Origin of the sequence: Streptomyces sp. NTH33 (assembly GCF_003236365.1) — a bacterium.
Classification (GTDB): Bacteria; Actinomycetota; Actinomycetes; order Streptomycetales; family Streptomycetaceae; genus Streptomyces.
Genome location: NZ_POTZ01000059.1, coordinates 1 through 24,044, shown reverse-complemented (window position 1 = coordinate 24,044; position 24,044 = coordinate 1). Strand labels below are relative to the sequence as shown.

General features: G+C 72.1%; 22 protein-coding genes and 2 pseudogenes. 19 read left to right on the top strand and 5 right to left on the bottom strand.

The genetic code is table 11. The annotated features are described in order from the left end of the window. Positions 1 to 2,259: Tex family protein (locus tag C1I97_RS08805; RefSeq protein ID WP_111002661.1), on the bottom strand; the 2,259-nt coding region annotated here is incomplete at its 3' end. Between the two features lie 193 nt (positions 2,260 to 2,452). Here C1I97_RS08805 and C1I97_RS08800 point away from each other — a divergent pair. Further along, a pseudogene (locus C1I97_RS08800) lies at positions 2,453 to 2,785 on the top strand (DJ-1/PfpI family protein); the annotation flags it as partial. Positions 2,786 to 2,922: 137 nt separating this feature from the next. On the opposite strand, the gene C1I97_RS08795 reads toward C1I97_RS08800, so the two are convergent. Beyond that, positions 2,923 to 3,669, bottom strand: coding sequence for an enoyl-CoA hydratase/isomerase family protein (locus C1I97_RS08795; protein ID WP_111002660.1), 747 nt, complete (start codon positions 3,667 to 3,669; stop codon positions 2,923 to 2,925). A gap of 93 nt (positions 3,670 to 3,762) precedes the next feature. On the opposite strand from C1I97_RS08795, the gene C1I97_RS08790 reads away from it, so the two are divergent. Continuing rightward, complete coding sequence (locus tag C1I97_RS08790; RefSeq protein ID WP_111002659.1) at positions 3,763 to 4,350, top strand: HdeD family acid-resistance protein; 588 nt, start codon at positions 3,763 to 3,765, stop codon at positions 4,348 to 4,350. Positions 4,351 to 4,565: 215 nt separating this feature from the next. Next, a complete protein-coding gene (locus C1I97_RS08785) occupies positions 4,566 to 5,069 on the top strand; it encodes an ATP-binding protein (protein ID WP_111002664.1) in 504 nt (167 codons plus the stop codon). Between the two features lie 46 nt (positions 5,070 to 5,115). Here the strand turns inward: C1I97_RS08785 and idi are convergent, their stop codons facing one another. The 3 genes and pseudogenes from idi to C1I97_RS08770 form a co-directional block, all read right to left on the bottom strand. Continuing rightward, positions 5,116 to 5,706, bottom strand: a complete 591-nt coding sequence (idi, locus tag C1I97_RS08780; RefSeq protein ID WP_111002658.1) for an isopentenyl-diphosphate Delta-isomerase — start codon at positions 5,704 to 5,706, stop codon at positions 5,116 to 5,118. A gap of 185 nt (positions 5,707 to 5,891) precedes the next feature. Continuing rightward, positions 5,892 to 6,830 carry a cation diffusion facilitator family transporter gene (locus C1I97_RS08775; protein ID WP_111002657.1) on the bottom strand — a complete coding sequence of 313 codons (939 nt, stop codon included), beginning with the start codon at positions 6,828 to 6,830 and terminating at the stop codon, positions 5,892 to 5,894. 111 nt (positions 6,831 to 6,941) lie between these two features. Then, positions 6,942 to 7,685, bottom strand: a pseudogene (locus tag C1I97_RS08770) (NAD-dependent epimerase/dehydratase family protein); the annotation flags it as partial. 288 nt (positions 7,686 to 7,973) lie between these two features. On the opposite strand from C1I97_RS08770, the gene C1I97_RS08765 reads away from it, so the two are divergent. The 16 genes from C1I97_RS08765 to C1I97_RS08695 all read left to right on the top strand — a co-directional run. Further along, positions 7,974 to 9,809: a DUF5941 domain-containing protein gene (locus C1I97_RS08765; protein ID WP_111002656.1), complete on the top strand. Its 1,836-nt coding sequence runs from the start codon at positions 7,974 to 7,976 to the stop codon at positions 9,807 to 9,809. Continuing rightward, entirely contained in the window at positions 9,806 to 10,558 is a 753-nt protein-coding gene (locus C1I97_RS08760; RefSeq protein ID WP_111002655.1) for a phosphocholine cytidylyltransferase family protein, read from the top strand. Before C1I97_RS08765 ends, C1I97_RS08760 begins: the two co-directional genes overlap by 4 nt. After that, entirely contained in the window at positions 10,546 to 11,607 is a 1,062-nt protein-coding gene (locus C1I97_RS08755; RefSeq protein WP_111002654.1) for an iron-containing alcohol dehydrogenase family protein, read from the top strand. The genes C1I97_RS08760 and C1I97_RS08755 overlap by 13 nt, the downstream gene beginning before the upstream one ends. After that, positions 11,585 to 12,364, top strand: coding sequence for a CDP-alcohol phosphatidyltransferase family protein (locus C1I97_RS08750; RefSeq protein ID WP_181446642.1), 780 nt, complete (start codon positions 11,585 to 11,587; stop codon positions 12,362 to 12,364). The genes C1I97_RS08755 and C1I97_RS08750 overlap by 23 nt, the downstream gene beginning before the upstream one ends. A 5-nt stretch (positions 12,365 to 12,369) precedes the next feature. Beyond that, entirely contained in the window at positions 12,370 to 13,263 is an 894-nt protein-coding gene (locus tag C1I97_RS08745) for a glycosyltransferase family 2 protein (protein ID WP_111002652.1), read from the top strand. A gap of 101 nt (positions 13,264 to 13,364) precedes the next feature. Then, positions 13,365 to 14,294 (top strand): ABC transporter permease, encoded by a 930-nt coding sequence (locus C1I97_RS08740; protein WP_111002651.1) that lies wholly within the window; start codon positions 13,365 to 13,367, stop codon positions 14,292 to 14,294. Continuing rightward, positions 14,287 to 15,096 carry an ABC transporter ATP-binding protein gene (locus tag C1I97_RS08735; RefSeq protein WP_181446641.1) on the top strand — a complete coding sequence of 270 codons (810 nt, stop codon included), beginning with the start codon at positions 14,287 to 14,289 and terminating at the stop codon, positions 15,094 to 15,096. The genes C1I97_RS08740 and C1I97_RS08735 overlap by 8 nt, the downstream gene beginning before the upstream one ends. 357 nt (positions 15,097 to 15,453) lie before the next feature. Then, the gene (gene hpnC, locus C1I97_RS08730; protein ID WP_111002650.1) at positions 15,454 to 16,350 is read left to right on the top strand and encodes a squalene synthase HpnC; all 897 of its coding nucleotides are present in this window, start codon (positions 15,454 to 15,456) and stop codon (positions 16,348 to 16,350) included. Next, a complete protein-coding gene (hpnD, locus tag C1I97_RS08725) occupies positions 16,347 to 17,297 on the top strand; it encodes a presqualene diphosphate synthase HpnD (protein ID WP_181446640.1) in 951 nt (316 codons plus the stop codon). The genes hpnC and hpnD overlap by 4 nt, the downstream gene beginning before the upstream one ends. Then, a complete protein-coding gene (locus C1I97_RS40640; RefSeq protein ID WP_220040813.1) occupies positions 17,297 to 17,437 on the top strand; it encodes a DUF6380 family protein in 141 nt (46 codons plus the stop codon). The genes hpnD and C1I97_RS40640 overlap by 1 nt, the downstream gene beginning before the upstream one ends. After that, complete coding sequence (gene hpnE / locus C1I97_RS08720) at positions 17,434 to 18,864, top strand: hydroxysqualene dehydroxylase HpnE (protein WP_111002649.1); 1,431 nt, start codon at positions 17,434 to 17,436, stop codon at positions 18,862 to 18,864. Before C1I97_RS40640 ends, hpnE begins: the two co-directional genes overlap by 4 nt. Further along, positions 18,861 to 20,000, top strand: coding sequence for a polyprenyl synthetase family protein (locus C1I97_RS08715; protein WP_111002648.1), 1,140 nt, complete (start codon positions 18,861 to 18,863; stop codon positions 19,998 to 20,000). The genes hpnE and C1I97_RS08715 overlap by 4 nt, the downstream gene beginning before the upstream one ends. 116 nt (positions 20,001 to 20,116) lie before the next feature. Then, positions 20,117 to 22,141 carry a squalene--hopene cyclase gene (shc, locus tag C1I97_RS08710; RefSeq protein ID WP_111002647.1) on the top strand — a complete coding sequence of 675 codons (2,025 nt, stop codon included), beginning with the start codon at positions 20,117 to 20,119 and terminating at the stop codon, positions 22,139 to 22,141. After that, positions 22,141 to 22,839, top strand: coding sequence for a phosphorylase family protein (locus C1I97_RS08705; protein ID WP_111002646.1), 699 nt, complete (start codon positions 22,141 to 22,143; stop codon positions 22,837 to 22,839). Before shc ends, C1I97_RS08705 begins: the two co-directional genes overlap by 1 nt. Positions 22,840 to 22,844: 5 nt before the next feature. Then, on the top strand, positions 22,845 to 23,867 hold the full coding sequence (gene hpnH / locus C1I97_RS08700; RefSeq protein WP_111002645.1) for an adenosyl-hopene transferase HpnH: 1,023 nt from the start codon (positions 22,845 to 22,847) through the stop codon (positions 23,865 to 23,867). A 4-nt stretch (positions 23,868 to 23,871) separates the two neighbouring features. Continuing rightward, a partial coding sequence (locus tag C1I97_RS08695; RefSeq protein WP_181446639.1) for a flavodoxin-dependent (E)-4-hydroxy-3-methylbut-2-enyl-diphosphate synthase occupies positions 23,872 to 24,044 on the top strand: 173 nt, incomplete at its 3' end.

Sequence of the window (24,044 nt, the reverse complement as noted above, 5' to 3'; positions counted from 1 at the left end):
GCCGCGGCCCTGTCGCTGCTGCGGCGGGCGCCCGCCGCGCCGGCCCCGCTCACCGCCGCCCTGCCGCTCCTGCGGCGCCGCCTCGTCGTCCAGGCGCAGGGTCAGCGAGATCCGCTTGCGCGGGATGTCGACGTCCAGCACCTTCACCTTGACGATGTCACCGGGCTTGACGACGTCCCGCGGGTCCTTGACGAACGTCCTGGACATCGCCGAGACGTGCACCAGACCGTCCTGGTGGACACCGACGTCCACGAACGCGCCGAAGGCGGCCACGTTCGTCACGACGCCCTCCAGGACCATCCCGGACGACAGGTCGGAGATCTTCTCGACGCCCTCCTTGAAGGTGGCCGTCCTGAACGCCGGCCGCGGGTCGCGCCCCGGCTTCTCCAGTTCCCTGAGGATGTCGGTGACCGTCGGCAGACCGAAGGTGTCGTCCACGAAGTCGGCGGGCCTCAGCGAGCGCAGCACACCCGTGTTGCCGATGAGGGAGGCCACCTCCTGACCCGTGGTCTTCACCATCCGGCGGACGACGGGGTACGACTCCGGGTGCACGCTGGAGGCGTCCAGCGGGTCGTCGCCGCCGCGGATGCGCAGGAAGCCCGCGCACTGCTCGTACGCCTTCGGGCCGAGCCGCGGGACGTTCTTCAGCTGCGTCCGCGACGCGAACGGACCGTTGGCGTCCCGGTGCGCCACGATGTTCTCGGCGAGCGACGAGGTGATGCCGGAGACGCGCGCGAGCAGCGGCACGGACGCGGTGTTGACGTCCACGCCGACGCCGTTCACACAGTCCTCGACCACCGCGTCCAGCGAGCGGGACAGCTTCACCTCGGACAGGTCGTGCTGGTACTGGCCGACGCCGATCGACTTGGGGTCGATCTTGACCAGTTCGGCCAGCGGGTCCTGCAGCCGGCGGGCGATGGAGACCGCGCCGCGCAACGACACGTCCATGTCGGGCAGTTCCCGGGAGGCGTAGGGGGAGGCCGAGTACACCGACGCGCCCGCCTCCGAGACCATCACCTTGGTGAGCTTCAGCTCCGGGTGCTTGGCGATGAGTTCACCGGCGAGCTTGTCGGTCTCGCGGGAGGCCGTGCCGTTGCCGATCGCGACCAGCTCGACCGCGTGCTCCTCGGCCAGCCGGGCCAGCCTGGCGATCGCCTCGTCCCACCTGTTCGCCGGGACATGCGGGTGGACGACGTCCGTGGCGACGACCTTGCCGGTCGCGTCGACCACGGCGACCTTCACGCCCGTACGGAACCCGGGGTCGAGCCCGAGCGTCGAGCGGGTGCCGGCCGGGGCGGCCAGCAGCAGGTCGCGCAGGTTGGCCGCGAACACGTTCACGGCCTCGTCCTCGGCGGCGGTGCGCAGCCGGAGCCGCAGGTCGATGCCGAGGTGGACGAGGATGCGGGTGCGCCAGGCCCAGCGGACCGTGTCCCGCAGCCACTGGTCGGCGGGCCGGCCCCGGTCGGCGATGCCGAAGCGGTGGGCGACGATCCCCTCGTACGACGACGGGCCGTCCGTCGGCTCCTCCGGCTCCAGGACGAGGTCGAGGACCTCCTCCTTCTCGCCGCGCAGCAGGGCCAGGATCCGGTGCGAGGGCAGCTCGGTGAACGGCTCGGCGAAGTCGAAGTAGTCGGCGAACTTGGCGCCCGCCTCCTCCTTGCCCTCGCGCACCTTCGCGGCCAGCCGCCCGCGCACCCACATGCGCTCGCGCAGCTCGCCGATCAGGTCGGCGTCCTCGGAGAACCGCTCGGTGAGGATGGCGCGGGCCCCGTCGAGTGCGGCCTGGGGATCGGCCACCCCCTTCTCCGGGTCCACGAACGCCGCCGCCGCGGCCGTCGGCTCGACGCCCGGATCCCCGAGCAGCCCCTCGGCCAGCGGCTCCAGGCCCGCCTCCCGGGCGATCTGCGCCTTGGTCCGCCGCTTCGGCTTGTACGGCAGGTAGACGTCCTCCAGCCGCGCCTTGGTCTCGGCGCCGCGGATGCGCGCCTCCAACTCCTCGGTGAGCTTGCCCTGCTCGCGCACCGATTCCAGGATCGCGGTGCGCCGCTCCTCCAACTCCCGCAGATAGCGCAGCCGCTCCTCGATCGAGCGCAGCTGCGCGTCGTCGAGCATCTCGGTCGCTTCCTTGCGGTAACGGGCGATGAAGGGCACCGTCGAGCCGCCGTCCAGCAGCTCCACGGCGGCCCTGACCTGCCGCTCCCGTACGCCGAGCTCCTCGGCGATCCTGCTTTCGATGGACCCTGTGAGGGGTGTCGTCACGTTCCCGTACCGCCTTCTCACTCCACTGGTGCGCCGCAATTCTGACAGGCCCCACCGACAATCGGCGCCCAGGGCACCACCGCGTCGCACCGAACCTCGCCGCGCCGCGCCGCGGCGGACGGTGGGCCGCATGGCAGGAAAGGTGGGAAATTCGTCGTTGCGGTCGTTGTGGCGGGCGCCAAGAATCGGGCGCATGGCGCAGCGAACCGTTCTCGTCGTTCTCTTCGACGGCGTGCAGAGCCTCGATGTCACCGGGCCCCTGGAGGTGTTCGCCGGTGCGGAGAAGGCCGTACCGGGGACGTACCGCATCCGTACCGCCTCGCTGGACGGTGAGCCCGTACGCGCCTCCAGCGGGCTGGGGCTCGTCCCGGACGGCTCGCTCGCCGGGGCGCCCGTGCCGCACACTCTGCTGGTCCCCGGTGGCGAGGGCACCCGCCGCCCGGACGCGCGGCTGGTCGCGTGGCTGCGTGGGCACGGGCCGCGGGCGGCCCGGCTGGTCTCGGTGCGCACCGGCGCGATCCTGCTGACCGAGTACGACCCTCGGCCGCCCTACGACGCCGGATCCCCGGACAAGGCCCCCGCGCACCTCGTCGAGGAGTTCCGTACCAAGAGCCGCTTCATCCTGACGTAGGGCCCGACACGGGACGTGAGGCGAGGCCCGGCCTACCGCACGCTCCAGGAGAACCGCGGCGCACGGCGCTCCAGGAAGGCGGTGACCCCCTCCGCCGTGTCGCCGCTGCCGCGTGCCTGCTCCGCCCAGTGGGCGTCACGGTCCGTGCGGCCGTCGGCGAACTCCTTGGCCGCGGCCTGGGTCAGCTGGGAGCGGGAGGCGAGGACGCGGGTGAACTCCGTGACCCGCCGGTCGAGTTGTCCCTCGGGCAGGACCTCGTCGACCAGGCCCGTGTGCAGCGCGCGCTCGGTGTCGATCAACTCGCCTGAGAAGAGCAGGTACTTGGCGGTGGCCGGGCCCACCAGGGAGACCAGGCGGCGGGTGGAGGAGGCGGGGTAGACGATTCCCAGCCTGGCCGGTGTCACGCCGAACAGCGCGCCCGCCTCCGCGAACCGCAGGTCGCAGGCCGCGGCGAGCTGGGCGCCGCCGCCCACGCAGTGCCCGCGTACCGCCGCCAGCGTCGGTTTGGGGAACGCGGCGAGGGCCTCCTCGGCCAGCACCGACAGGCGCTGCGCCTCCTCGGGGGAGCCGCGCAGGGTGGAGATGTCGGCGCCCGCGCAGAACGTCCCGTGCGCGCCCGTCAGCACCAGGGCCCGTACGCCCGGGTCCGCCGCCAGGTCCTCCAGCAGCGGCGGCAGCGACCGCCACATCGCGGCCGTCATCGCGTTGCGCTTGGCCGGATGGCGGACGACGACGGTGGCGACCCCGTCGGTGACGTCGTGCAGCAGCTGCGGCTCCATGCGCCGGATCGTAGCGACCCCGCCGGGCGTTTGATCAAGGAGGGGAGGGGGACCAGGGAACCGGGGGTGTGCTGCGGCAGCGAGGAGGCGCCGATGGCCAGGTTCACCAAGCCCCACAAGCCCCGCAGTGAAACGGCGAGGATGCGCCGTGGCTTCGGCCTGCTCGCCGGACTCGGGGTGCTCCTGGTGGTCGCCGGACTCGTCGGACTCGTCTACACCGCCGCCGTCACCCTGACCTCCATGCTCCTGTTCGGCTGGCTGCTGCTGATCGGCGGGATCATCGGGCTGCTGCACGCGGTCCAGGCCCGCGGCTCCAGCTTCTTCTGGCTCGGCGCCATCGTCGCCGCCCTGAACATCGCCGCCGGAGTGGTGATCATCAGCCACCCGCACGCGGCCGCCGCCGCGCTCACCATGTTCGCCGCCCTGCTGTTCCTCACCGGCGGCCTGTTCCGGGTGGTCGGCAGCGCCGTCGTGCGCGGTCCCCAGTTCGGCTGGACGCTCCTGCTGGGCGTCTTCTACCTGCTGCTGGGCGTCCTGGTGCTGGCCAACTGGCCGAGCAGCAGCCAGTACGTCATCGGCGCGTTCATCTCCCTCGCCCTCCTCTTCGACGGGCTCGGCCTGATCGCCACCGGCTTCGGCGGCCGCCGTGTCGTCGGCATGGTCTCCGACCGGATGCCGTAGGGCGGCAACGCGCGGGCCGCGGACCGTACAACCCGAAGAGTTCGCGAAGTCGGCGCGGACGGGGCAGGAGCAGTCCCACACGTGACCGAGTCATACGCCAACGGTCACAAAGCGCTCGAAACACGCTGACTTGTGTTCAGTCCTTGGGTGAGGAGCGGTGCGTTACCAACACTCGACGTGTGGTGACAATCGAGCGTGAGGGTGGCGACCGGACGATGGACAACCACGGGCGCGGGTACGGCCCGCGCCCAGAAGGCGGCGCGGGGGCACCTCTGGACGACGGGCCGCCGGATCCGCTGCCGTACGAGGGGGTCTGGCGGTTCACCGCGCCCGCCGTCGACGCCTCGGTCCCGCAGGCCCGGCACGCGGTCCGGGACCTGCTGCTGCGCCAGGGCGTTCCGGCCTCGGACGACCTGGTCCACGGGCTGCTGCTGATCGTGTCCGAGCTGGTCACGAACGCCGTACGGCACGCGGCGCTGCTGTCACCGGTACTCGCCGTGGAGGTCGCCGTGGGCGCCGAGTGGGTGCGGGTGTCCGTGGAGGACAACCACCCCTACCGCCCGACCGCCCTGGAGGCCGACCACGGGCAGACCGGCGGCCGCGGGCTGCTCCTGGTCACCGAGATCGCCCGGGAGGCCGGCGGGGTCTGCGACGCCGAGCACACGGCGAGCGGCGGCAAGGTGATCTGGGTCGCCCTGCCGCTCAAACCCGCGCGATAGCCGCCACCGGTCCCGCGGACCGCCCGCGCACCGCCGCCGGCCGGGACTACCAGCCCGCGGGACCCGTCAGCTCCCTGATCGCGGGCCGGGCCGCGTCCAGCACGGTCGGGAACCAGACGGAGAAGGTGTCCCCGGCCTGCCGCTCCGCCAGCTCGGCGGGCGTCACGAACGCCGTGGCCCCGATCTCCTCCGGGTCGGGCCGCGGCGGCGACTGCACCAGGCCGACGAAGAGGTGGTTGTACTCCTGCTCCACCAGTCCCGACTCCGGGTCCGGGTGGTTGTAGCGCACCGTGCCGGCCTCGGCGAGCAGCGACGGGGAGATCCCCAGCTCCTCGTACGTCCGCCGGGCCGCCGCCGCCATGGGCGCCTCACCGGGGTACGGGTGGCCGCAGCAGCTGTTGGACCACACGCCGGGGGAGTGGTACTTGCCCAGGGCCCGCTGCTGCAGCAGCAGCCGGCCGCGGTCGTCGAAGAGGAACACCGAGAAGGCACGGTGCAGGCGCCCCGGTGGCTGATGGGCGGCGAGCTTCTCCGCGGTGCCGATCGTCGCACCGTCCTCGTCGACCAGTTCCAGCATGATCGCGTCCGCGGTGCCGTTCGACGAGCTGTGCTCCGCGGTGGCAGGTGTGATCGGCATACCCATCCTTCGCCTCGGTCCTCCACCCCAAGTCTGCCGTACGAAACCGGCACTCCCGGCGCTTCCCGGCACCCCGCATGTCCCGCGCGGCGCCGCGAGCGGGGTCCGGTGGGTGATCGTGCCCGCCCCGGACGACCCGGAACCGTCCGGGCACCCCGCGGGCCGGGAACGGCCCGCGGAGGCCGTCAGTGGCACAACCGGGCCTCGTGCTCCGCGTGCCCGGTCGGCTCCAGCTGGAAGGTGCAGTGTTCCACGTCGAAGTGGTCGCCGAGGCAGCTCTGCAGCTCGTGCAGCAGCTTCTCGTGCCCGATGGCGTTGAGCGCCTCGGAGGTGACGACCACGTGCGCGGACAGCACCGGCAGACCCGAGGTGATCGTCCAGGCGTGCAGGTCGTGCACGTCCTCCACGCCGTCCAGGGCCAGGATGTGCGCCCGTACCTCGTCCATGTCGACGTTCTTCGGCGCCGCCTCCAGCAGCACGTCGAGGGTCTCGCGCAGCAGCTTCAAGGTGCGCGGCACGATCAGCAGGCCGATGACGAGCGAGGCGATCGGGTCGGCGGCCTGCCAGCCGGTGAGCAGGATCACCGCCGCCGAGATCATGACCGCCAGCGAGCCGAGCGCGTCCGCGGCCACCTCCAGGAAAGCGCCGCGCACGTTCAGGCTCTCCTTCTGGCCGCGCATCAGCAGCATCAGGGAGACCGAGTTCGCGACCAGGCCGATCGCGCCGAACACGATCATCAGCCCGCCCTGGGTCTCGGCCGGGACGAGGAACCGCTGGATCGCCTCGTAGAGCACGTAGCCGCCGACGCCGAGCAGCAGCAGACAGTTGGCGAGCGCGGCGAGGATCTCCGCGCGGGCGTAGCCGAAGGTGCGGTTCCGGCTCGGCGGACGGTTGGCGAAGTGGATGGCCAGCAGCGCCATGCCGAGGCCGAGCGCGTCGGTGGCCATGTGGGCGGCGTCCGCGACCAGCGCGAGGGAGTCCGCGAGCAGACCGCCGACGATCTCCACCACCATCACGGTGAGCGTGATCGACAGTGCGATGCGCAAGGTGCCGCGGTGCGCGGCCGCCGCCGTGCCGGCGGCTCCGGCGCCGTGCGCGTGCCCGTGATGGTGACCGGCACCCATGTGACTGACCGCCCTTTCCGTCGCTCCGCCCGGGGCCACGGTGAACTCCGCCCGGGATCACAGTGAACTACGGGCGGGGGGTATGGGGCAAAGCGGCACTGAACACCGTTGTCATGTGCCCTGACCTGCGCAAAAACAAGACCGGAGCCAGACGCCGCGGTGCCGCAGCCGGCCCTGCCGCGCGGAGGAGACCCTCTCGGGTACCCCGCGCCGGGCCCGCCGGCCCGGCTCCGCCGCGGCCCGCTTTGCCGAGCCGACGGCGCGGGCGGCGCCCCCGGGGCGGCGCGCCTCGACGACGGGCGGCCGCCGGCCGCCGGTTACCTCGACGACGGCCGTGATCAGCTCGCGCACCGACACGCCCTCGCCGCGGCCGGTGTTCACGGTCAGGTCGCCGCCGGCCCCGGGTCCGGTCAGGCGCCGGGCGGCGGCGAGGTGGGCCTGAGCCAGGTCGGCGACGTGAAGGCAGTCCCGGACACAGGTGCCGTCCGTCATCGGGCAGCCGTCGCCGAAGACCTGCGGTGCCTCGCCGCGGGTGAGGCGGTCGAAGACCATCGGCACGATGTCGGACACGCCGGTGTCTGCGGGTTCCGGGGCGACTGCCCCGGCCACGTCGAAGCGGCGCAGGCAGACGGCCGCGATCCCGTGGGCCCGCCCCGCCGCCCGGACCCGCCGCTTTCCGGCGAGCACCCGCTCGAGCAGCCCCCCGTCCAGCGAGGAGCCCCGGACCAGCGGCACCTCGTCCGGCAGCCGCGCGGCGTCGCCGGCCGGCAGGCCGTCGAGCGCGACCACGCGCTCCCCGGCCTCCGCCATGACCCTCGCCACATGCGCCCCGATGCAACCGGCCCCGCCGGCGACCGGTCATACCATGATCGTTCAGCCCAGGACGGGACAACAGGCTCGTGGCGCCCACCCGTAGGGAACGCCTGATCCGGTGCGGAGTTTGTGACCCGGGCCCCGGATCACCGATGATGGCCGCGGCGAAGGCTGCGGCAGATCACGTGATCGGCCCCTGAACGGGCGGTGAACGCGGGCTCCCCGGCATCCGATAGCCTCTGCCGATGCCGCCCGGGTGCCACAGGCAAGCGGCGCCCCATCATGTACATGACCGGCGCGGACGCGTCGGCACCCAGGGAGTGAGTTCGGTTGTCGACCGCCATCCTCACCGGTCAGCCGGTCCCAGGATCGTCGCTCGAGAGCGATCTGCGGTCTCTCGGCTTCGACGTGCGGATCGCCGCCGACAGTTCCGACGCCGAGACCCTGCTCGCCCAGGTGCCCGCCGACCAACGGGTCGCCGTCGTCGACGCCCGGTTCGTCGGCCATCCGCACGCGCTGCGCCTGGGCCTGACCGACCCCCGCTTCCCGCTCGCCGCCGTCCCCGGCGCGGTGACCGCACGCCCGGCCGGCCGCCAGGCGCTGACCCGTGCGATCACCCGCGAGAACTCCGCCGGCGACGGCACCACGGGCGGGGGCCTTCCCGCGCGAGCGAGGTCGAGCGTGGGGGAGGTCCACAGCCTCGCCGACCGGATCGCCGACGCCCTGGACGCCGAAGGCGCCGACGTGCACCGCCCCGAGCTGGGCAGCCTCGTCGCCGCCGTACCCGACGACCCCCAGACCCGCAACGAGGCACGGCAGGCCGTCGCCGCCGTCGACGACGAGGCCATCCGCCTGAAGTCGGCCGTCAAAGCCCGCGACGGCTTCTTCACCACCTTCTTCATCAGCCCGTACTCCCGCTACATCGCCCGCTGGTGCGCCCGCCGCGGCCTGACCCCCAACCAGGTCACCACCGCGTCCCTGCTCACCGCGCTCATAGCGGCCGGCTGCGCCGCCACCGGCACCCGCGGCGGGTTCGTCGCCGCCGGCGTGCTGCTCATCGCCTCGTTCGTCCTCGACTGCACCGACGGCCAGCTCGCCCGCTACTCGCTGCAGTACTCCACCCTCGGCGCCTGGCTGGACGCCACCTTCGACCGGGCCAAGGAGTACGCCTACTACGCCGGCCTCGCCCTCGGCGCCGCCCGCGGCGGCGACGACGTGTGGGCCCTGGCCCTGGGCGCCATGGTCCTGCAGACCTGCCGGCACGTGGTCGACTTCTCCTTCAACGAGGCGAACGCCGGAGACACGGCCGCCAGCACCAGCCCCGCCGCCGCCCTCTCCGACAGGCTGGACAGCGTCGGCTGGACGGTCTGGGTGCGCCGGATGATCGTCCTGCCCATCGGCGAACGCTGGGCGATGATCGCGGTGCTCACCGCGGCCACCACCCCGAGGATCACCTTCTACGTGCTGCTCGTCGGCTGCGCCTTCGCGGCGACGTACACCACGGCGGGCCGCGTCCTGCGGTCCGTGGCCCGCAAGGCACGGCGTGCCGACCGGGCGGCGCAGGCGCTGGCGGACCTCGCGGACAACGGGCCGCTCGCCGGACTCGTGGCCCGCGCGACGCGCGTCCGTCTCGGCTTCCCGCTCCTGGTGGCACTCATGGGCATCGCGGTTCTCGCCGTGGCCCTCTTCTCCGGCGTGACCTGGGCGCCCGTCGCGGGTGCCGTCGTCTACGCCGTCGCCTCGGGGCAGGCGCTGCACCGCCCCCTCAAGGGCCCCCTCGACTGGCTCGTCCCCCCGCTGTTCCGCGTCGCCGAGTACGGCACCGTCCTGGTCCTGGCGGCCAGAGCGGACGTGCCCGGAGCGCTTCCCGCGGCTTTCGGCCTGGTGGCGGCCGTCGCCTACCATCACTACGACACGGTGTACCGCATCCGCGGCAACGCCGGAGCGCCGCCGGCCTGGCTGGTACGCGCCCTCGGGGGGCAGGAGGGGCGGACGCTGCTCGTCACCGTGCTGGCCGCCCTGCTCACCGCCGCGCAGTTCACGATCGCGCTCACGGCCCTCGCCGTGGCCGTCGCCCTGCTTGTGCTCACCGAGAGTATTCGTTTCTGGGTGGCCTCTCATCTGAGGGGCGCACCCGCCGTACACGATGAAGGAGAACCCGCATGATCGGCCTCGTGCTGGCAGCCGGCGCCGGACGGCGCCTGCGCCCCTACACCGACACCCTGCCCAAGGCGCTGGTGCCGGTGGGGCCCGCGGGTACCGAGGACGGCCCGACGGTCCTGGACCTCACCCTCGGCAACTTCGCCGAGATCGGCCTGACCGAGGCGGGGATCATCGTCGGCTACCGCAAGGAGGCCGTGTACGAGCGCAAGGCGGCCCTGGAGCGCAAGTACGGCCTGAAGCTCACCCTGATCGACAACGACAAGGCCGAGGAGTGGAACAACGCCTACTCCCTGTGGTGCGGACGTGACGCCCTCAAGGACGGCGTGATACTCGCCAACGGCGACACGGTCCACCCGGTCTCCGTCGAGAAGACCCTGCTCGCCGCCCGCGGCGACGGCAGGAGGATCATCCTCGCCCTGGACACCGTGAAGTCCCTGGCCGACGAGGAGATGAAGGTCGTCGCCGACCCCGACAAGGGCGTGCGCAGGATCACCAAGCTGATGGACCCGGCCGAGGCCACCGGCGAGTACATCGGCGTCACCCTGATCGAGGGCGACGCCGCCCTGGAGCTGGCCGACGCGCTGAAGGTCACCTTCGAGCGGGACCCGCAGCTGTACTACGAGGACGGCTACCAGGAGCTCGTCGACCGCGGCTTCAGGATCGACGTCGCGCCGATCGGCGACGTCAAGTGGGTCGAGATCGACAACCACGACGATCTCGCCAAGGGACGTGAGATCGCGTGCCAGTACTGACCCGGCTCATCCCGTCCCCGGTCGTCGTGGACATTCGCCCGGGTGCCCTCGACGACCTGGCCGGCGTGCTCGCCGACGAGCGCATCTCGCACTCCGGCCGGCTCGCCGTCGCCGTCAGCGGCGGCTCCGGCGCCCGGCTGCGCGAGCGGATCGCCCCCTCACTGCCCGGCGCCACCTGGTACGAGGTCGGCGGCGGCACCCTCGACGACGCGATCCGGCTGGCCGGCGAGATGAAGGCCGGCCGCTACGACGCGGTCGTGGGCCTGGGCGGCGGCAAGATCATCGACTGCGCCAAGTTCGCCGCGGCGCGCATCGGCCTGCCCCTGGTCGCCGTGCCCACGAACCTCTCGCACGACGGCCTGTGCTCCCCGGTCGCCACCCTCGACAACGACGCGGGCCGCGGCTCGTACGGCGTGCCGAACCCGATCGCCGTCCTCATCGACCTGGACGTGATCCGTGACGCCCCGGCGCGCTTCGTGCGCTCCGGCATCGGCGACGCCGTCTCGAACATCTCCGCGGTCGCGGACTGGGAGCTGTCCCACCGCGTCAACGGCGAGAAGATCGACGGCCTGGCCGCGGCCATGGCCCGCCAGGCGGGCGAGGCCGTACTGCGGCATCCGGGCGGCATCGGTGACAGCAACTTCCTGCAGGTGCTCGCCGAGGCCCTGGTCCTCACCGGTATCGCCATGTCGGTCTCCGGCGACTCACGGCCCGCCTCCGGCGCCTGCCACGAGATCAACCACGGCTTCGACCTGCTGTTCCCCCAGCGGGCCGCGAGCCACGGCGAGCAGTGCGGGCTGGGCGCGGCCTTCGCGATGCACCTGCGCGGGGCTCACGAGGAGTCGGCCGCCATGGCCGAGGTGCTGCGCCGGCACGGGCTGCCGGTGCTGCCGGGGGACATCGGCTTCACGGTGGACGAGTTCGTCCGGGTCGTGGAGTTCGCCCCGGAGACCCGGCCCGGCCGCTACACGATCCTCGAACACCTCGACCTCACGTCCGACCAGATCAAGGACCACTACCTCGACTATGTCAAGACCATCGGTAGCTGAACTACGGCCGGTCGTGCACCCCGAAGGGGTGAAGGACCGGCGCAGTGGTGAGCACTGGGCGGGCCGCCTCTACATGCGGGAGGTGTCCCTGAGGGTCGACCGCTACCTGGTGGGCACCAGGGTCACGCCCAACCAGCTCACGTACCTGATGACCGTCTTCGGCGTCCTGGCGGCCCCCGCCCTGCTGGTGCCGGGGGTCGCGGGCGCGGTGCTCGGTGTGGTGATGGTCCAGCTGTACCTGCTGCTGGACTGCGTCGACGGTGAGATCGCCCGCTGGAAGCAGCAGTTCTCGCTCGGCGGGGTCTACCTGGACCGGGTCGGGGCCTATCTCACCGACGCCGCGGTCCTGGTCGGTCTCGGCCTGCGCGCCGCCGACCTGTGGGGGCCCGGACGGATCGACTGGCTCTGGGCCTTCCTCGGCACTCTGGCCGCCCTCGGCGCGATCCTGATCAAGGCGGAGACCGACCTCGTCGGCGTCGCCCGCCACCAGGGAGGGCTGCCGCCGGTGAAGGAGGCCGCGTCCGAGCCGCGCTCCTCCGGCATGGCGCTGGCCCGCCGGGCCGCCGCGGCGCTCAAGTTCCACCGGCTGATCCTCGGGATCGAGGCGTCCCTGCTGATCCTGGTCCTCGCGATCGTGGACGCGAGCAGGGGCGACCTGTTCTTCACCCGGCTCGGCACGGCCGTGCTCGCCGGCATCGCGCTGCTGCAGACCGTGCTGCACCTGGTGTCCATCCTCGCCTCCAGCAGGCTGAGGTGAGCGCCATGACCTCTTCGGACTCCCCGCTCAGGGTCGGCGCCGTCATCATCACCATGGGCAACCGCACCGAGGAGCTGCGGGCCCTGCTCGACTCGGTCGCCCAGCAGGACGGCGACCGGGTCGAGGTGGTGGTCGTCGGCAACGGCTCGCCCGTCCCGGACGTCCCCGAGGGCGTACGGACGGTGGAGCTGCCCGAGAACCTCGGCATCCCCGGCGGCCGCAACGCCGGCATCGAGGCGTTCGGCCCGGGCGGCGGCGACGTCGACATCCTGCTGTTCCTCGACGACGACGGCCTGCTCGCCCGCACCGACACCGCCGAGCTGTGCCGCCGGGCCTTCGCGGCCGACGACCGGCTCGGCATCATCAGCTTCCGCATCGCCGACCCGGACACCGGCGTCACCCAGCGCCGCCACGTGCCGCGGCTGCGCGCCTCGGACCCGATGCGCTCCTCCCGGGTGACCACCTTCCTCGGCGGCGCCAACGCCGTACGGACGCGGGTCTTCGCGGAAGTCGGCGGTCTGCCGGACGAATTCTTCTACGCCCACGAGGAAACCGACCTGGCATGGCGGGCCCTCGACGCGGGCTGGATGATCGACTACCGGTCCGACATGGTGCTGTACCACCCGACGACCGCGCCCTCGCGGCACGCGGTCTACCACCGCATGGTCGCCCGCAACCGCGTCTGGCTCGCCCGCCGCAACCTCCCGGCCCCTCTCGTCCCGGTCTACCTGGGGGTGTGGCTGCTGCTCACCCTCGCCCGCCGCCCCTCGCGCCCGGCCCTGAAGGCCTGGTTCGGAGGCTTCAAGGAGGGCTGGACCACACCGTGCGGGCCGCGTCGGCCCATGAGGTGGCGTACGGTGTGGCGACTCACCCGACTGGGCCGGCCACCGGTCATCTGACAAGCTCGTTCCCCGGGAGCGTCCGGCCCGCCCGGCCGGTGCTCGTGCCCTGCCCGTACATCCGCACTGGGTGCGCATCTCGAAGACGAAAGTTTCCACTTGTGAGTGAGACAACGCATGACGGCGGCGTCGCCCTCGGTACGGCTCCGTCGCCCGACGAGGGCCTCACGGCGGCCCAGCTCGCCGACAAGTATGGGCTGTCCGTCAGTGGGGCCCGGCCGCCGCTGCCGGAGTACGTCCGTCAGCTCTGGGGGCGGCGCCACTTCATCCTGGCCTTCTCCCGGGCGAAGCTGACCGCCCAGTACAGCCAGGCCAAGCTGGGCCAGCTCTGGCAGGTGGCGACCCCGCTGCTGAACGCCGCCGTGTACTACTTCATCTTCGGTGTCATCATCAAGGCCACCCGGGGCCTGGACCGGGAGACGTACATCCCGTTCCTGGTGACGGGCGTGTTCGTGTTCACGTTCACCCAGACCTCGGTCATGGCCGGTGTGCGCGCCATCTCCGGAAACCTCGGGCTGGTGCGCGCGCTGCACTTCCCTCGCGCCTCCCTGCCGATCTCCTTCGCGCTGCAGCAGCTGCAGCAGCTGCTGTACTCGATGATCGTGCTCTTCGTCGTAATCATGGTCTTCGGCAGCTATCCGGGCCTGTCCTGGCTGCTGATCGTGCCGGCGCTGGCGCTGCAGGTCCTCTTCAACACCGGTCTCGCGCTGATCATGGCCCGGATGGGCGCCAAGACCCCCGACCTCGCCCAGCTGATGCCGTTCGTCACGCGGACCTGGATGTACGCGTCGGGCGTGATGTTCTCCCTCAACGGCATGCTCGCCGGCCGGCCGGAGTGGTTCATCCGGCTGATGCAGTACAACCCCGCCGCCGTCTACATGGACCTGATCCGCTTCGCGCTGATCGACGGCTACGGCTCCTCGCACCTGCCTCCGCACGTCTGGGCCGCCGCCCTGGGCTGGGCCGTGGTCTTCTTCGTCGGCGGCTTCGTGTATTTCTGGAAGGCTGAGGAGAAGTACGGCCGTGGCTGACCGGGACCGCAACCACGACACGCGCGACGGCGGGCAGCGGGTGCCCACCGTCATCGCGGACGAACTGCACATCGTCTACCGCGTCAACGGCGCGAAGACCGGCAGGGGCAGCGCCACCGCGGCGCTCAGCCGCATCCTCAAACGCGGCTCCGACGACACGGCGCGGGGCGTGCGCATGGTGCACGCCGTCAAGGGCGTCTCCTTCATCGCCTACCGCGGCGAGGCGATCGGCCTGATCGGCTCCAACGGCTCCGGCAAGTCCACCCTGCTGCGTGCCATCGCTGGCCTGCTGCCCGCCGAGAAGGGCAGGGTCTACACCGACGGCCAGCCCTCGCTGCTCGGCGTGAACGCGGCGCTGATGAACGACCTGACCGGCGAGCGCAACGTCATCCTGGGCGGGCTCGCCATGGGCATGTCCCGCGAGGAGGTCAGGTCGCGCTACCAGGAGATCGTCGACTTCTCCGGCATCAACGAGAAGGGCGACTTCATCACGCTGCCGATGCGCACGTACTCCTCCGGCATGGCGGCCCGGCTGCGCTTCTCCATCGCCGCCGCCAAGGACCACGACGTCCTCATGATCGACGAGGCGCTGGCCACCGGTGACCGCAAGTTCCAGAAGCGGTCCGAGGAACGCATCCGGGAGCTGCGCAAGGAGGCCGGCACGGTCTTCCTGGTCAGCCACAACAACAAGTCGATCCGCGACACCTGCGACCGGGTGCTGTGGCTGGAACGCGGGGAACTCCGCATGGACGGGCCCACCGAAGAGGTGCTCAAGGAGTACGAGAAGTTCACGAGCAAGTAGGCGCACCCGTTCGGGCCTCGCCGGAACCGTCCGGCGGGGTCCGGCGTCTGCAAAGGATGCGTCAACTCCCGCCCGGCCCCGGAATCTTGACACCCATGGGTGTGTTGTTGTGATGTCCAGGACACCCCGGCGGACCATGGTGCGTTGTACAACGTAAGCTGTAGCGGTCCCGGAAAGCGGCAACTGGGGAGATAACGCGCGACCCCTCCGCCACGGCCGCCCCGTGGACGGCCGGGCGGCGTGTCCGAAATAGTGTGTGTTGGGTCGGCAGTGTAGAACGGGAGATGTGACGGCAATGGCTATGGAAACTCCCCAGCTCAACGGAGCAGGTGCCGTCCCCGTTCCAGGCAGCGGACGATGACCCCGACACAGACGGCGCGCGACCCCGAGCGCGCCACCCTCGACAAGGCCGCGGGCGAGAACTTCCCCGTGGCACCGTTCTTCCTGCCCAGGGACTGGCGTACCGACCTCATGGCCGTCTACGGCTTCGCCCGCCTCGTCGACGACATCGGCGACGGCGACCTGGCCCCCGGCGGCGCCGACGCCCGGCTGCTCGGCGTGCCGGCCGCCGAGGCCGAGGACCGCCTGGTGCTCCTCGACGCCTTCGAGGCCGATCTGCGCCGGGTCTTCGACGGCACTCCGCGGCACCCCCTGCTGCGCCGGCTGCAGCCCACCGTCCGCCGCCGCTCGCTGACCCCCGAGCCGTTCCTCGGCCTGATCGCCGCCAACCGCCAGGACCAGCTCGTCAAACGGTACGAGACCTACGACGACCTCCTCGCCTACTGCGAACTGTCCGCCAACCCCGTGGGCCGCCTCGTCCTCGCCGTCACCGGCACCTCGACCCCCGAGCGGATCCGCCGTTCCGACGCGATCTGCACCGCCCTGCAGATCGTCGAACACCTCCAGGACGTCAGGGAGGACCTCGGCCGCGACCGCATCTATCTGCCCGCCACGGACATGAAACGCTTTCACGTCCAGGAGGCGGATCTCGCCACGCCCACCGCGGGCGCGTCGGTGCGCGCCCTGGTCGCGTACGAAGCGGAACGCGCCCGTGCGCTCCTGCATGAGGGCGCCCCCCTCGTGGGTAGCGTCCACGGCAGGCTGAAGCTGCTGCTCGCAGGGTTCGTGGCGGGGGGGAGGGCGGCGATCGACGCGATCGCCGCCGCCGATTACGACGTACTTCCCGGCCCGCCCAAGCCCGGCAAGGTCCGGTTGCTGCGCGAGGTGGGCGTGACTCTGCGAGGAGAGGGGTGATCCGGGCCGTGGAGTCGGAACCGCACGTGTCCGCGCCGGTACTCGCCGCCTACAGCTACTGCGAGGCCGTCACCGGAGGGCAGGCCCGCAACTTCGCCTACGGCATCAGGCTGCTGCCGACACCCAAGCGCCGCGCGATGTCGGCGCTGTACACGTTCTCCCGGCGTGTCGACGACATCGGCGACGGCGCGCTGGCCGACGACGTCAAAATCACCCGTCTGGAGGATGCGAGGGCACTGCTCGGCCGGATCCGCGCGGGGGCGGTCGAGGACGATGACACCGACCCCGTCGCCGTCGCCCTCCACCACGCGGCCCGCAGCTTCCCGATCCCGCTCGGCGGCCTGGACGAGCTCATCGACGGCGTCCTGATGGACGTACGCGGCGAGACGTACGAGACCTGGGAGGACCTGAAGGCCTACTGCCGCTGCGTGGCCGGGGCCATCGGGCGGCTCTCCCTCGGCGTGTTCGGCACCGAACCGGGAGCGCGCGGCGCCGAACGCGCCCCCGAGTACGCCGACACGCTGGGGCTCGCGCTGCAGCTGACCAACATCCTCAGAGACGTCCGCGAGGACGCCGAGGACGGCCGCACCTATCTGCCCGCCGACGACCTCGCCAAGTTCGGCTGCTCGGCCGGGTTCCACGGGCCGACATCGCCGGAGGGCTCCGACTTCGCGGGCCTGGTGCACTTCGAGGTGCGGCGGGCCCGCGCCCTGTTCGCCGAGGGCTACCGGCTGCTGCCCCTGCTGGACCGGCGCAGCGGCGCGTGCGTCGCCGCCATGGCCGGCATCTACCGCCGCCTGCTCGACCGCATCGAGCGCGACCCTGAGGCCGTGCTGCGCGGCCGGGTCTCGCTGCCCGGACGCGAGAAGGCGTACGTCGCCGTGCGCGGTCTGTCCGGCCTCGACACCCGGCACGTGACCCGGCAGGCCGTCAGGAGGCGTGCCTGATGGACATGTCGTTCCACGGTGACGCCACCGGCGGGAAACGGCGGGCAACCCTCCGCCGCCGGGCGGCGTCCCTGACTGCGACCGTCGCCCGCGGGGCAGCCGCTCACCGCGGCGGACGCACAGGGGAGGGCGCACGATGACCGACGGCATGCGGCGGGAAGGGCCGCTCACCGACGCCTCCGGCCCGGCCGGGCGGCACGCCGTCGTGGTCGGCGGCGGACTCGCCGGTCTGACCGCGGCGCTCGAACTCGCCGACGCCGGAGTGCGCGTGACGCTGCTCGAGGGCAGACCACGCCTGGGCGGGCTCGCCTTCTCCTTCCGGCGCGGCGACCTCACCGTCGACAACGGACAGCACGTGTACCTGCGCTGCTGCACCGCCTACCGCTGGTTCCTCGACCGGATCGGCGGCGCGGCGCTCGCCCCGCTGCAGGACCGGCTCGAGGTGCCCGTCCTCGACGCCGCCCGGCCCGAGGGACGGCGCCTGGGCAGACTGCGCCGTGACGCGCTGCCCGTACCCCTGCACCTGGGACGGAGCCTGGCCACCTACCCGCACCTGACGCTCGCCGAGCGCGCCCGGGTGGGGCGCGCCGCGCTCGCGCTCAAGGGACTCGACCTCGCCGATCCGGCCCTGGACGCACAGGACTTCGGCAGCTGGCTGACCGCGCACGGCCAGTCCGCGCGCGCCGTCGAGGCCCTGTGGGACCTGGTCGGGATCGCCACCCTCAACGCGGTCGCGTCCGACGCCTCGCTGGCGCTGGCCGCGATGGTGTTCAAGACCGGCCTGCTGTCCGACCCGGGCGCGGCCGACATCGGCTGGGCCCACGTCCCGCTGGGCGAACTGCACGACCGGCTGGCCCGCAGGGCGCTCGACGCCGCGGGCGTGCGCACCGAGGTCCGTACCCGCGTCACCTCCGTCTCCCCCGACGAGAACGGGAGCTGGAACGTTCAGGTTCCCGGCGAGACACTGCTCGCCGACGCCGTCGTCCTCGCCGTACCCCAGCGCGAGGCGCACGACCTGCTGCCGCCGGGCGCCCTGGACGCTCCCGACCGGCTGCTGGGCATCGGCACCGCGCCGATCCTCAACGTCCATGTCGTCTACGACCGCACCGTGCTCAGCAAGCCTTTCTTCGCGGCCCTCGGCACGCCCGTGCAGTGGGTCTTCGACCGCACCGAGGCGTCCGGGCTGGAACACGGCCAGTACCTGGCGGTGTCCCAGTCGGTGGCGCAGGACCAGATCGACGCGCCCGTCGCCGTGCTGCGCGAGCGCTACCTGCCCGAACTGAGGCGGCTGCTGCCCCGCGCGCGCGGCGCCGAGGTGAAGGACTTCTTCGTGACCCGGGAGCGCACGGCGACGTTCGCCCCGGCCCCCGGCGTCGGGCGGCTGCGGCCCGGCGCCCGCACCAAGGCACCCGGCCTGTACCTGGCCGGAGCGTGGACCGCCACCGGGTGGCCCGCGACCATGGAGAGTGCGGTCCGCAGCGGTGTGAAGGCGGCCGACGCCGCGCTGAGCACCCTGGGCCGGCCCCGCCCGAACCGTCTCCTCGCCATCGAGGAGGCGGCGGCATGACGCTCGATCAGCAGTCCGCGGCAGGCCTCCGCACTTCCTGCACCGCAACAAGAGGAGAGACTGTGCCCACTGTTCCCCCGGCCTCGACGCCCGCTCGAGGGACCGCGGTGGACGTGACCGCGCTGCTGGAGCGCGGCCGGACCCTGGCCACGCCGGTACTGCGGACGGCCGTCGACCGCCTGGCCCCTCCCATGGACACCGTCGCCGCCTACCACTTCGGCTGGATCGACGCCGCGGGCAACCCCGCGCGGGGGGCCGGTGGCAAGGCCGTACGCCCCGCCCTGGCCGTGCTCTCCGCCGAGGCCGCCGGGGCCGCGCCCGAGGTGGGCGTGCCCGGCGCGGTCGCCGTCGAACTCGTGCACAACTTCTCGCTGCTGCACGACGACCTGATGGACGGCGACGAGCAGCGCCGCCACCGTGACACCGTCTGGAAGGTGCACGGCCCCGCCCAGGCCATCCTGGTCGGCGACGCCCTGTTCGCCCTGGCGAACGAGGTGCTGCTGGAGCTCGGCACCGTCGAGGCCGGCCGCGCCGCCCGCCGTCTGACCACCGCCAGCCGCGCTCTGATCGACGGTCAGGCGCAGGACATCTCCTACGAGCACCGCGACCGCGTCAGTGTCGAGGAGTGCCTGGAGATGGAGGGCAACAAGACCGGCGCCCTGCTCGCCTGCGCCTCCTCCGTCGGTGCGGTCCTCGGCGGCGCGGACGACCGCACCGCCGACACGCTGGAGAAGTACGGCTACCACCTCGGCCTGGCCTTCCAGGCCGTCGACGACCTCCTCGGCATCTGGGGCGACCCGGAGGCCACCGGCAAGCAGACCTGGAGCGATCTGCGCCAGCGCAAGAAGTCCCTGCCCGTCGTGGCCGCGCTCGCGGCGGGCGGCTCCGCCTCCGAGCGGCTCGGCGAGATCCTCGCCGCCGACGCCAAGAGCAGCGACTTCGCGAACTTCTCCGAGGAGGAGTTCGCGGCCCGCGCCGCCCTCATCGAGGAGGCGGGCGGCCGCGAGTGGACGGCCGAGGAGGCACGCCGTCAGCACACCATCGCCATCGAAGCCCTCGACGCCGTGCACATGCCCGAGCGGGTACGGGCCGCGTTCACGGCGCTCGCGGACTTCGTCGTCGTACGAAAGAGTTGATCATTATCGGCCGAACCAGCCTCGCGTAGTCGCCGGCCGGTGCCGCAAGGTTTCAGGTACCGGCCGACGGCGGACCCATAGCAGCACGACTCGCACGACTGCATGAAGGGGAAGCCATGACAGCGACGACCGACGGAAGCACCGGGGCGACACTGCCGCCCCGCGCTGCCGCGACCACGGAAACCGTACTCACCACCCCCGAGGCGGCCGGGGCACCTCAAGCCGCCGCGGACGCCGTCAGACGGGCCACCGACTTCCTCCTCGCCCGGCAGGACGCCGAGGGCTGGTGGAAGGGCGACCTCGAGACGAACGTCACCATGGACGCCGAGGACCTGCTGCTGCGCCAGTTCCTGGGCATCTCCGACGAGGCGACCACCCGCGCCGCCGCCCTGTTCATCCGCGGCGAGCAACGCGAGGACGGCACCTGGGCCACCTTCTACGGCGGACCCGGCGATCTCTCCGCCACCATCGAGGCCTACGTCGCCCTGCGCCTGGCCGGCGACGCGCCCGACGACCCCCACATGGCCAGGGCCTCCGCCTGGATCCGGGCGCAGGGCGGCATCGCCGCCTCCCGCGTCTTCACCCGGATCTGGCTCGCCCTGTTCGGCTGGTGGAAGTGGGAGGACCTGCCCGAACTCCCGCCCGAGCTGATCTGGTTCCCCTCCTGGCTGCCGCTCAACATCTACGACTTCGGTTGCTGGGCCCGGCAGACCATCGTGCCGCTCACCATCGTCTCCGCCAAGCGGCCGGTGCGCCCCGCGCCCTTCCCGCTGGACGAGCTGCACCCCGACCCGGACCGTCCCGGACCGCCCGGGCCGCTCGCCCCGGCCACGAGCTGGGACGGCGTCTTCCAGCGCCTGGACAGGGCGCTGCACGCCTTCCACAAGGTGGCGCCCAAACGGGTGCGCCGGGCCGCGATGAACACCGCGGCCCGCTGGATCATCGAACGGCAGGAGAACGACGGCTGCTGGGGCGGCATCCAGCCGCCCGCCGTGTACTCGATCATCGCGCTGCACCTGCTGGGCTACGACCTGAACCACCCGGTGATGCGCGCCGGCCTCCAGTCGCTGGACCGTTTCGCCGTCTGGCGCGAGGACGGCGCCCGGATGATCGAGGCCTGCCAGTCGCCCGTCTGGGACACCTGCCTGGCCACCATCGCGCTCGCCGACGCCGGCCTTCCCGCCGACCACCCGCAGCTGGTCAAGGCCGCCGACTGGATGCTCGGCGAGCAGGTGGTGCGCCCCGGCGACTGGGCGGTGCGCCGGCCGGGACTGCCGCCGGGCGGCTGGGCGTTCGAGTTCCACAACGACAACTACCCCGACATCGACGACACCGCCGAGGTGGTCCTCGCGCTGCGCCGGGTCAGGCACCACGACCCGGAGCGAGTGGACAAGGCCATCGGACGCGGGGTCCGCTGGAACCTCGGCATGCAGTCGAGGAACGGCGCCTGGGGCGCCTTCGACGTCGACAACACCAGCCCCTTCCCCAACCGGCTGCCGTTCTGCGACTTCGGCGAGGTCATCGACCCGCCGTCGGCCGACGTCACCGCGCACGTCGTGGAGATGCTCGCCGTCGAGGGCCTGTCCCACGACCCGCGCACCCGGCGCGGCATCCAGTGGCTGCTGACCGAACAGGAGCCGGACGGCTCGTGGTTCGGCCGCTGGGGCGTCAACTACCTCTACGGCACCGGGTCCGTCGTACCCGCCCTGACCGCGGCCGGCCTGCCCGGCTCCCACCCGGCGATCCGCCGCGCGGTGGCCTGGCTGAAGAGCGTGCAGAACGACGACGGCGGCTGGGGCGAGGACCTGCGCTCCTACCAGGACGTCGGGCAGTGGAGGGGCAGGGGCGCCTCCACCGCCTCGCAGACCGCGTGGGCGCTGATGGCGCTGCTCGCGGCGGGGGAGAAGGAGTCCAAGGCCGTCGAGCGCGGCGTCCAGTGGCTCGCGGCCACCCAGCGCGAGGACGGCTCCTGGGACGAGCCGTACTTCACCGGCACCGGCTTCCCCTGGGACTTCTCCATCAACTACCACCTCTACCGGCAGGTCTTCCCGCTCACCGCGCTCGGCCGGTACGTCCACGGAGACCCCTTCGCCGACAAGGCCCGCGGGGACCGTCCCCGCGCCGAGGCCAAGGGAAGCTGATGAGCACCCGGCCCGGCCCGGCCCCGCTGCTGATCGCCTGCGCGCTCGGCATCGAACACCTCGCCCTGCGCACGAGCGACCGCAGGGCGAGGCGGACCCTCGACACCGGCTTTCAGCGCCCCGGAGCCGAGCCGGACAAGTGGGACGCGGGCGGGCCGGTGGCCGTGCTGCGGACGGGGATGGGGCCCAGGGCGGCGGAACGGTCCGTCGCCCGGGTGCTGGCCGACCCGCCGCTGACGCGGGCCGCGGTGCTGGCCACGGGCTTCTGCGCGGGACTGGCCCCGGGCATGCACCCCGGCGACCTCGTCGTCGCCGAGGAGACCCGGGACCCGCGCGGCACCGTGCCGTGCGTCGGCACCGAACTGCTCGTCAAGGAACTCGCGCGCACCCTGCCCGGGCGCACCGTCCACACCGGACCGCTCACCGGCTCCGACCACGTCGTGCGCGGACCCGAGCGGTCCGAGCTGCGCGCGACCGGCGCGATCGCCGCGGACATGGAGTCGGCGGCCACGCTTCTGACCGCCGTACGCACGGGCGCGCGCCCGGTTGCGGCCGTGCGGGTGGTCGTGGACGCTCCAGAACATGAGCTCGTCCGTATCGGCACGGTCCGCGGTGGAATATCAGCCTTCCGTGTTCTTCGGTCCGTCCTGCCGACTTTCTTCGAATGGCACCGTAATGTTCTGCTCCCCAGGAGGTGAGCCAGATGGCCATGCCGCTGCGCCAGTCCATCAAGGTCGCTACATACTTGGCCGAACAGAAGCTGCGCGGGCGGGACAAGTTCCCGCTGATCGTGGAGCTCGAACCGCTCTTCGCCTGCAACCTCGCCTGCGAAGGCTGCGGCAAGATCCAGCACCCGGCCGGAGTGCTCAAGCAGCGCATGCCCGTCGCGCAGGCCGTGGGAGCGGTGCTGGAGTCGGGTGCGCCGATGGTGTCCATCGCGGGCGGCGAGCCCCTGATGCACCCCCAGATCGGTGAGATCGTGCGGCAGCTGGTGGCCCGGCGGAAGTACGTCTTCCTGTGCACCAACGCGATGCTGCTGCGCAAGAAGATGGATCAGTTCAAGCCCTCGCCCTACTTCGCCTTCGCCGTGCACATCGACGGACTGCGCGAGCGGCACGACGAGTCGGTCGCCAAGGAAGGCGTGTTCGACGAGGCCGTCGCGGCCATCAAGGAGGCCAAGCGGCGCGGCTTCCGGGTGACCACCAACTCCACCTTCTTCAACACCGACACCCCGCAGACCGTCGTCGACGTCCTCAACTACCTCAACGACGACCTCAAGGTCGACGAGATGATGATCTCGCCTGCCTACGCCTACGAGAAGGCCCCCGACCAGGAGCACTTCCTGGGCGTGGAGCAGACCCGCGAGCTGTTCAGGAAGGCCTTCGCGGGCGGCAACCGGCGCCGCTGGCGGCTCAACCACTCGCCGCTGTTCCTCGACTTCCTCGAGGGCAAGGTCGACTTCCCTTGTACCGCCTGGGCGATCCCCAACTACTCGCTCTTCGGCTGGCAGCGCCCCTGCTACCTGATGAGCGACGGATACGTCCCGACGTACCGGGAACTCGTCGAGGAGACCGACTGGGACAAGTACGGCCGCGGCAAGGACCCGCGCTGCGCCAACTGCATGGCGCACTGCGGCTACGAGCCCACCGCCGTGCTCGCCACCATGGGGTCGCTGAAGGAGTCCCTGCGCGCGATGCGCGAGACGGTCTCCGGAAACCGGGGCTGACACCATGACCGCCATTCCCCTGGGCGTCCCCGAGGTACCGGCCCGGCCGGTCGCCGAGCGCCGCAGGAGCCGGCAGATCCAGGTCGGGTCGGTGGCGGTGGGCGGGGACGCGCCGGTGTCGGTGCAGTCGATGACCACGACGCGTACGTCGGACATCGGTGCGACGCTGCAGCAGAT

Coding starts and splice junctions, on each gene's coding strand:
- C1I97_RS08795 (WP_111002660.1), bottom strand. CDS start 3,669: ATGGAGCCGCAGCTGCTGCACGACGTCACCGACGGGGTCGCCACCGTC.
- C1I97_RS08790 (WP_111002659.1), top strand. CDS start 3,763: ATGGCCAGGTTCACCAAGCCCCACAAGCCCCGCAGTGAAACGGCGAGG.
- C1I97_RS08785 (WP_111002664.1), top strand. CDS start 4,566: ATGGACAACCACGGGCGCGGGTACGGCCCGCGCCCAGAAGGCGGCGCG.
- idi (WP_111002658.1), bottom strand. CDS start 5,706: ATGCCGATCACACCTGCCACCGCGGAGCACAGCTCGTCGAACGGCACC.
- C1I97_RS08775 (WP_111002657.1), bottom strand. CDS start 6,830: ATGGGTGCCGGTCACCATCACGGGCACGCGCACGGCGCCGGAGCCGCC.
- C1I97_RS08760 (WP_111002655.1), top strand. CDS start 9,806: ATGATCGGCCTCGTGCTGGCAGCCGGCGCCGGACGGCGCCTGCGCCCC.
- C1I97_RS08750 (WP_181446642.1), top strand. CDS start 11,585: ATGTCAAGACCATCGGTAGCTGAACTACGGCCGGTCGTGCACCCCGAA.
- C1I97_RS08745 (WP_111002652.1), top strand. CDS start 12,370: ATGACCTCTTCGGACTCCCCGCTCAGGGTCGGCGCCGTCATCATCACC.
- hpnC (WP_111002650.1), top strand. CDS start 15,454: ATGACCCCGACACAGACGGCGCGCGACCCCGAGCGCGCCACCCTCGAC.
- C1I97_RS40640 (WP_220040813.1), top strand. CDS start 17,297: ATGGACATGTCGTTCCACGGTGACGCCACCGGCGGGAAACGGCGGGCA.
- hpnE (WP_111002649.1), top strand. CDS start 17,434: ATGACCGACGGCATGCGGCGGGAAGGGCCGCTCACCGACGCCTCCGGC.
- C1I97_RS08715 (WP_111002648.1), top strand. CDS start 18,861: ATGACGCTCGATCAGCAGTCCGCGGCAGGCCTCCGCACTTCCTGCACC.
- shc (WP_111002647.1), top strand. CDS start 20,117: ATGACAGCGACGACCGACGGAAGCACCGGGGCGACACTGCCGCCCCGC.
- C1I97_RS08705 (WP_111002646.1), top strand. CDS start 22,141: ATGAGCACCCGGCCCGGCCCGGCCCCGCTGCTGATCGCCTGCGCGCTC.
- hpnH (WP_111002645.1), top strand. CDS start 22,845: ATGGCCATGCCGCTGCGCCAGTCCATCAAGGTCGCTACATACTTGGCC.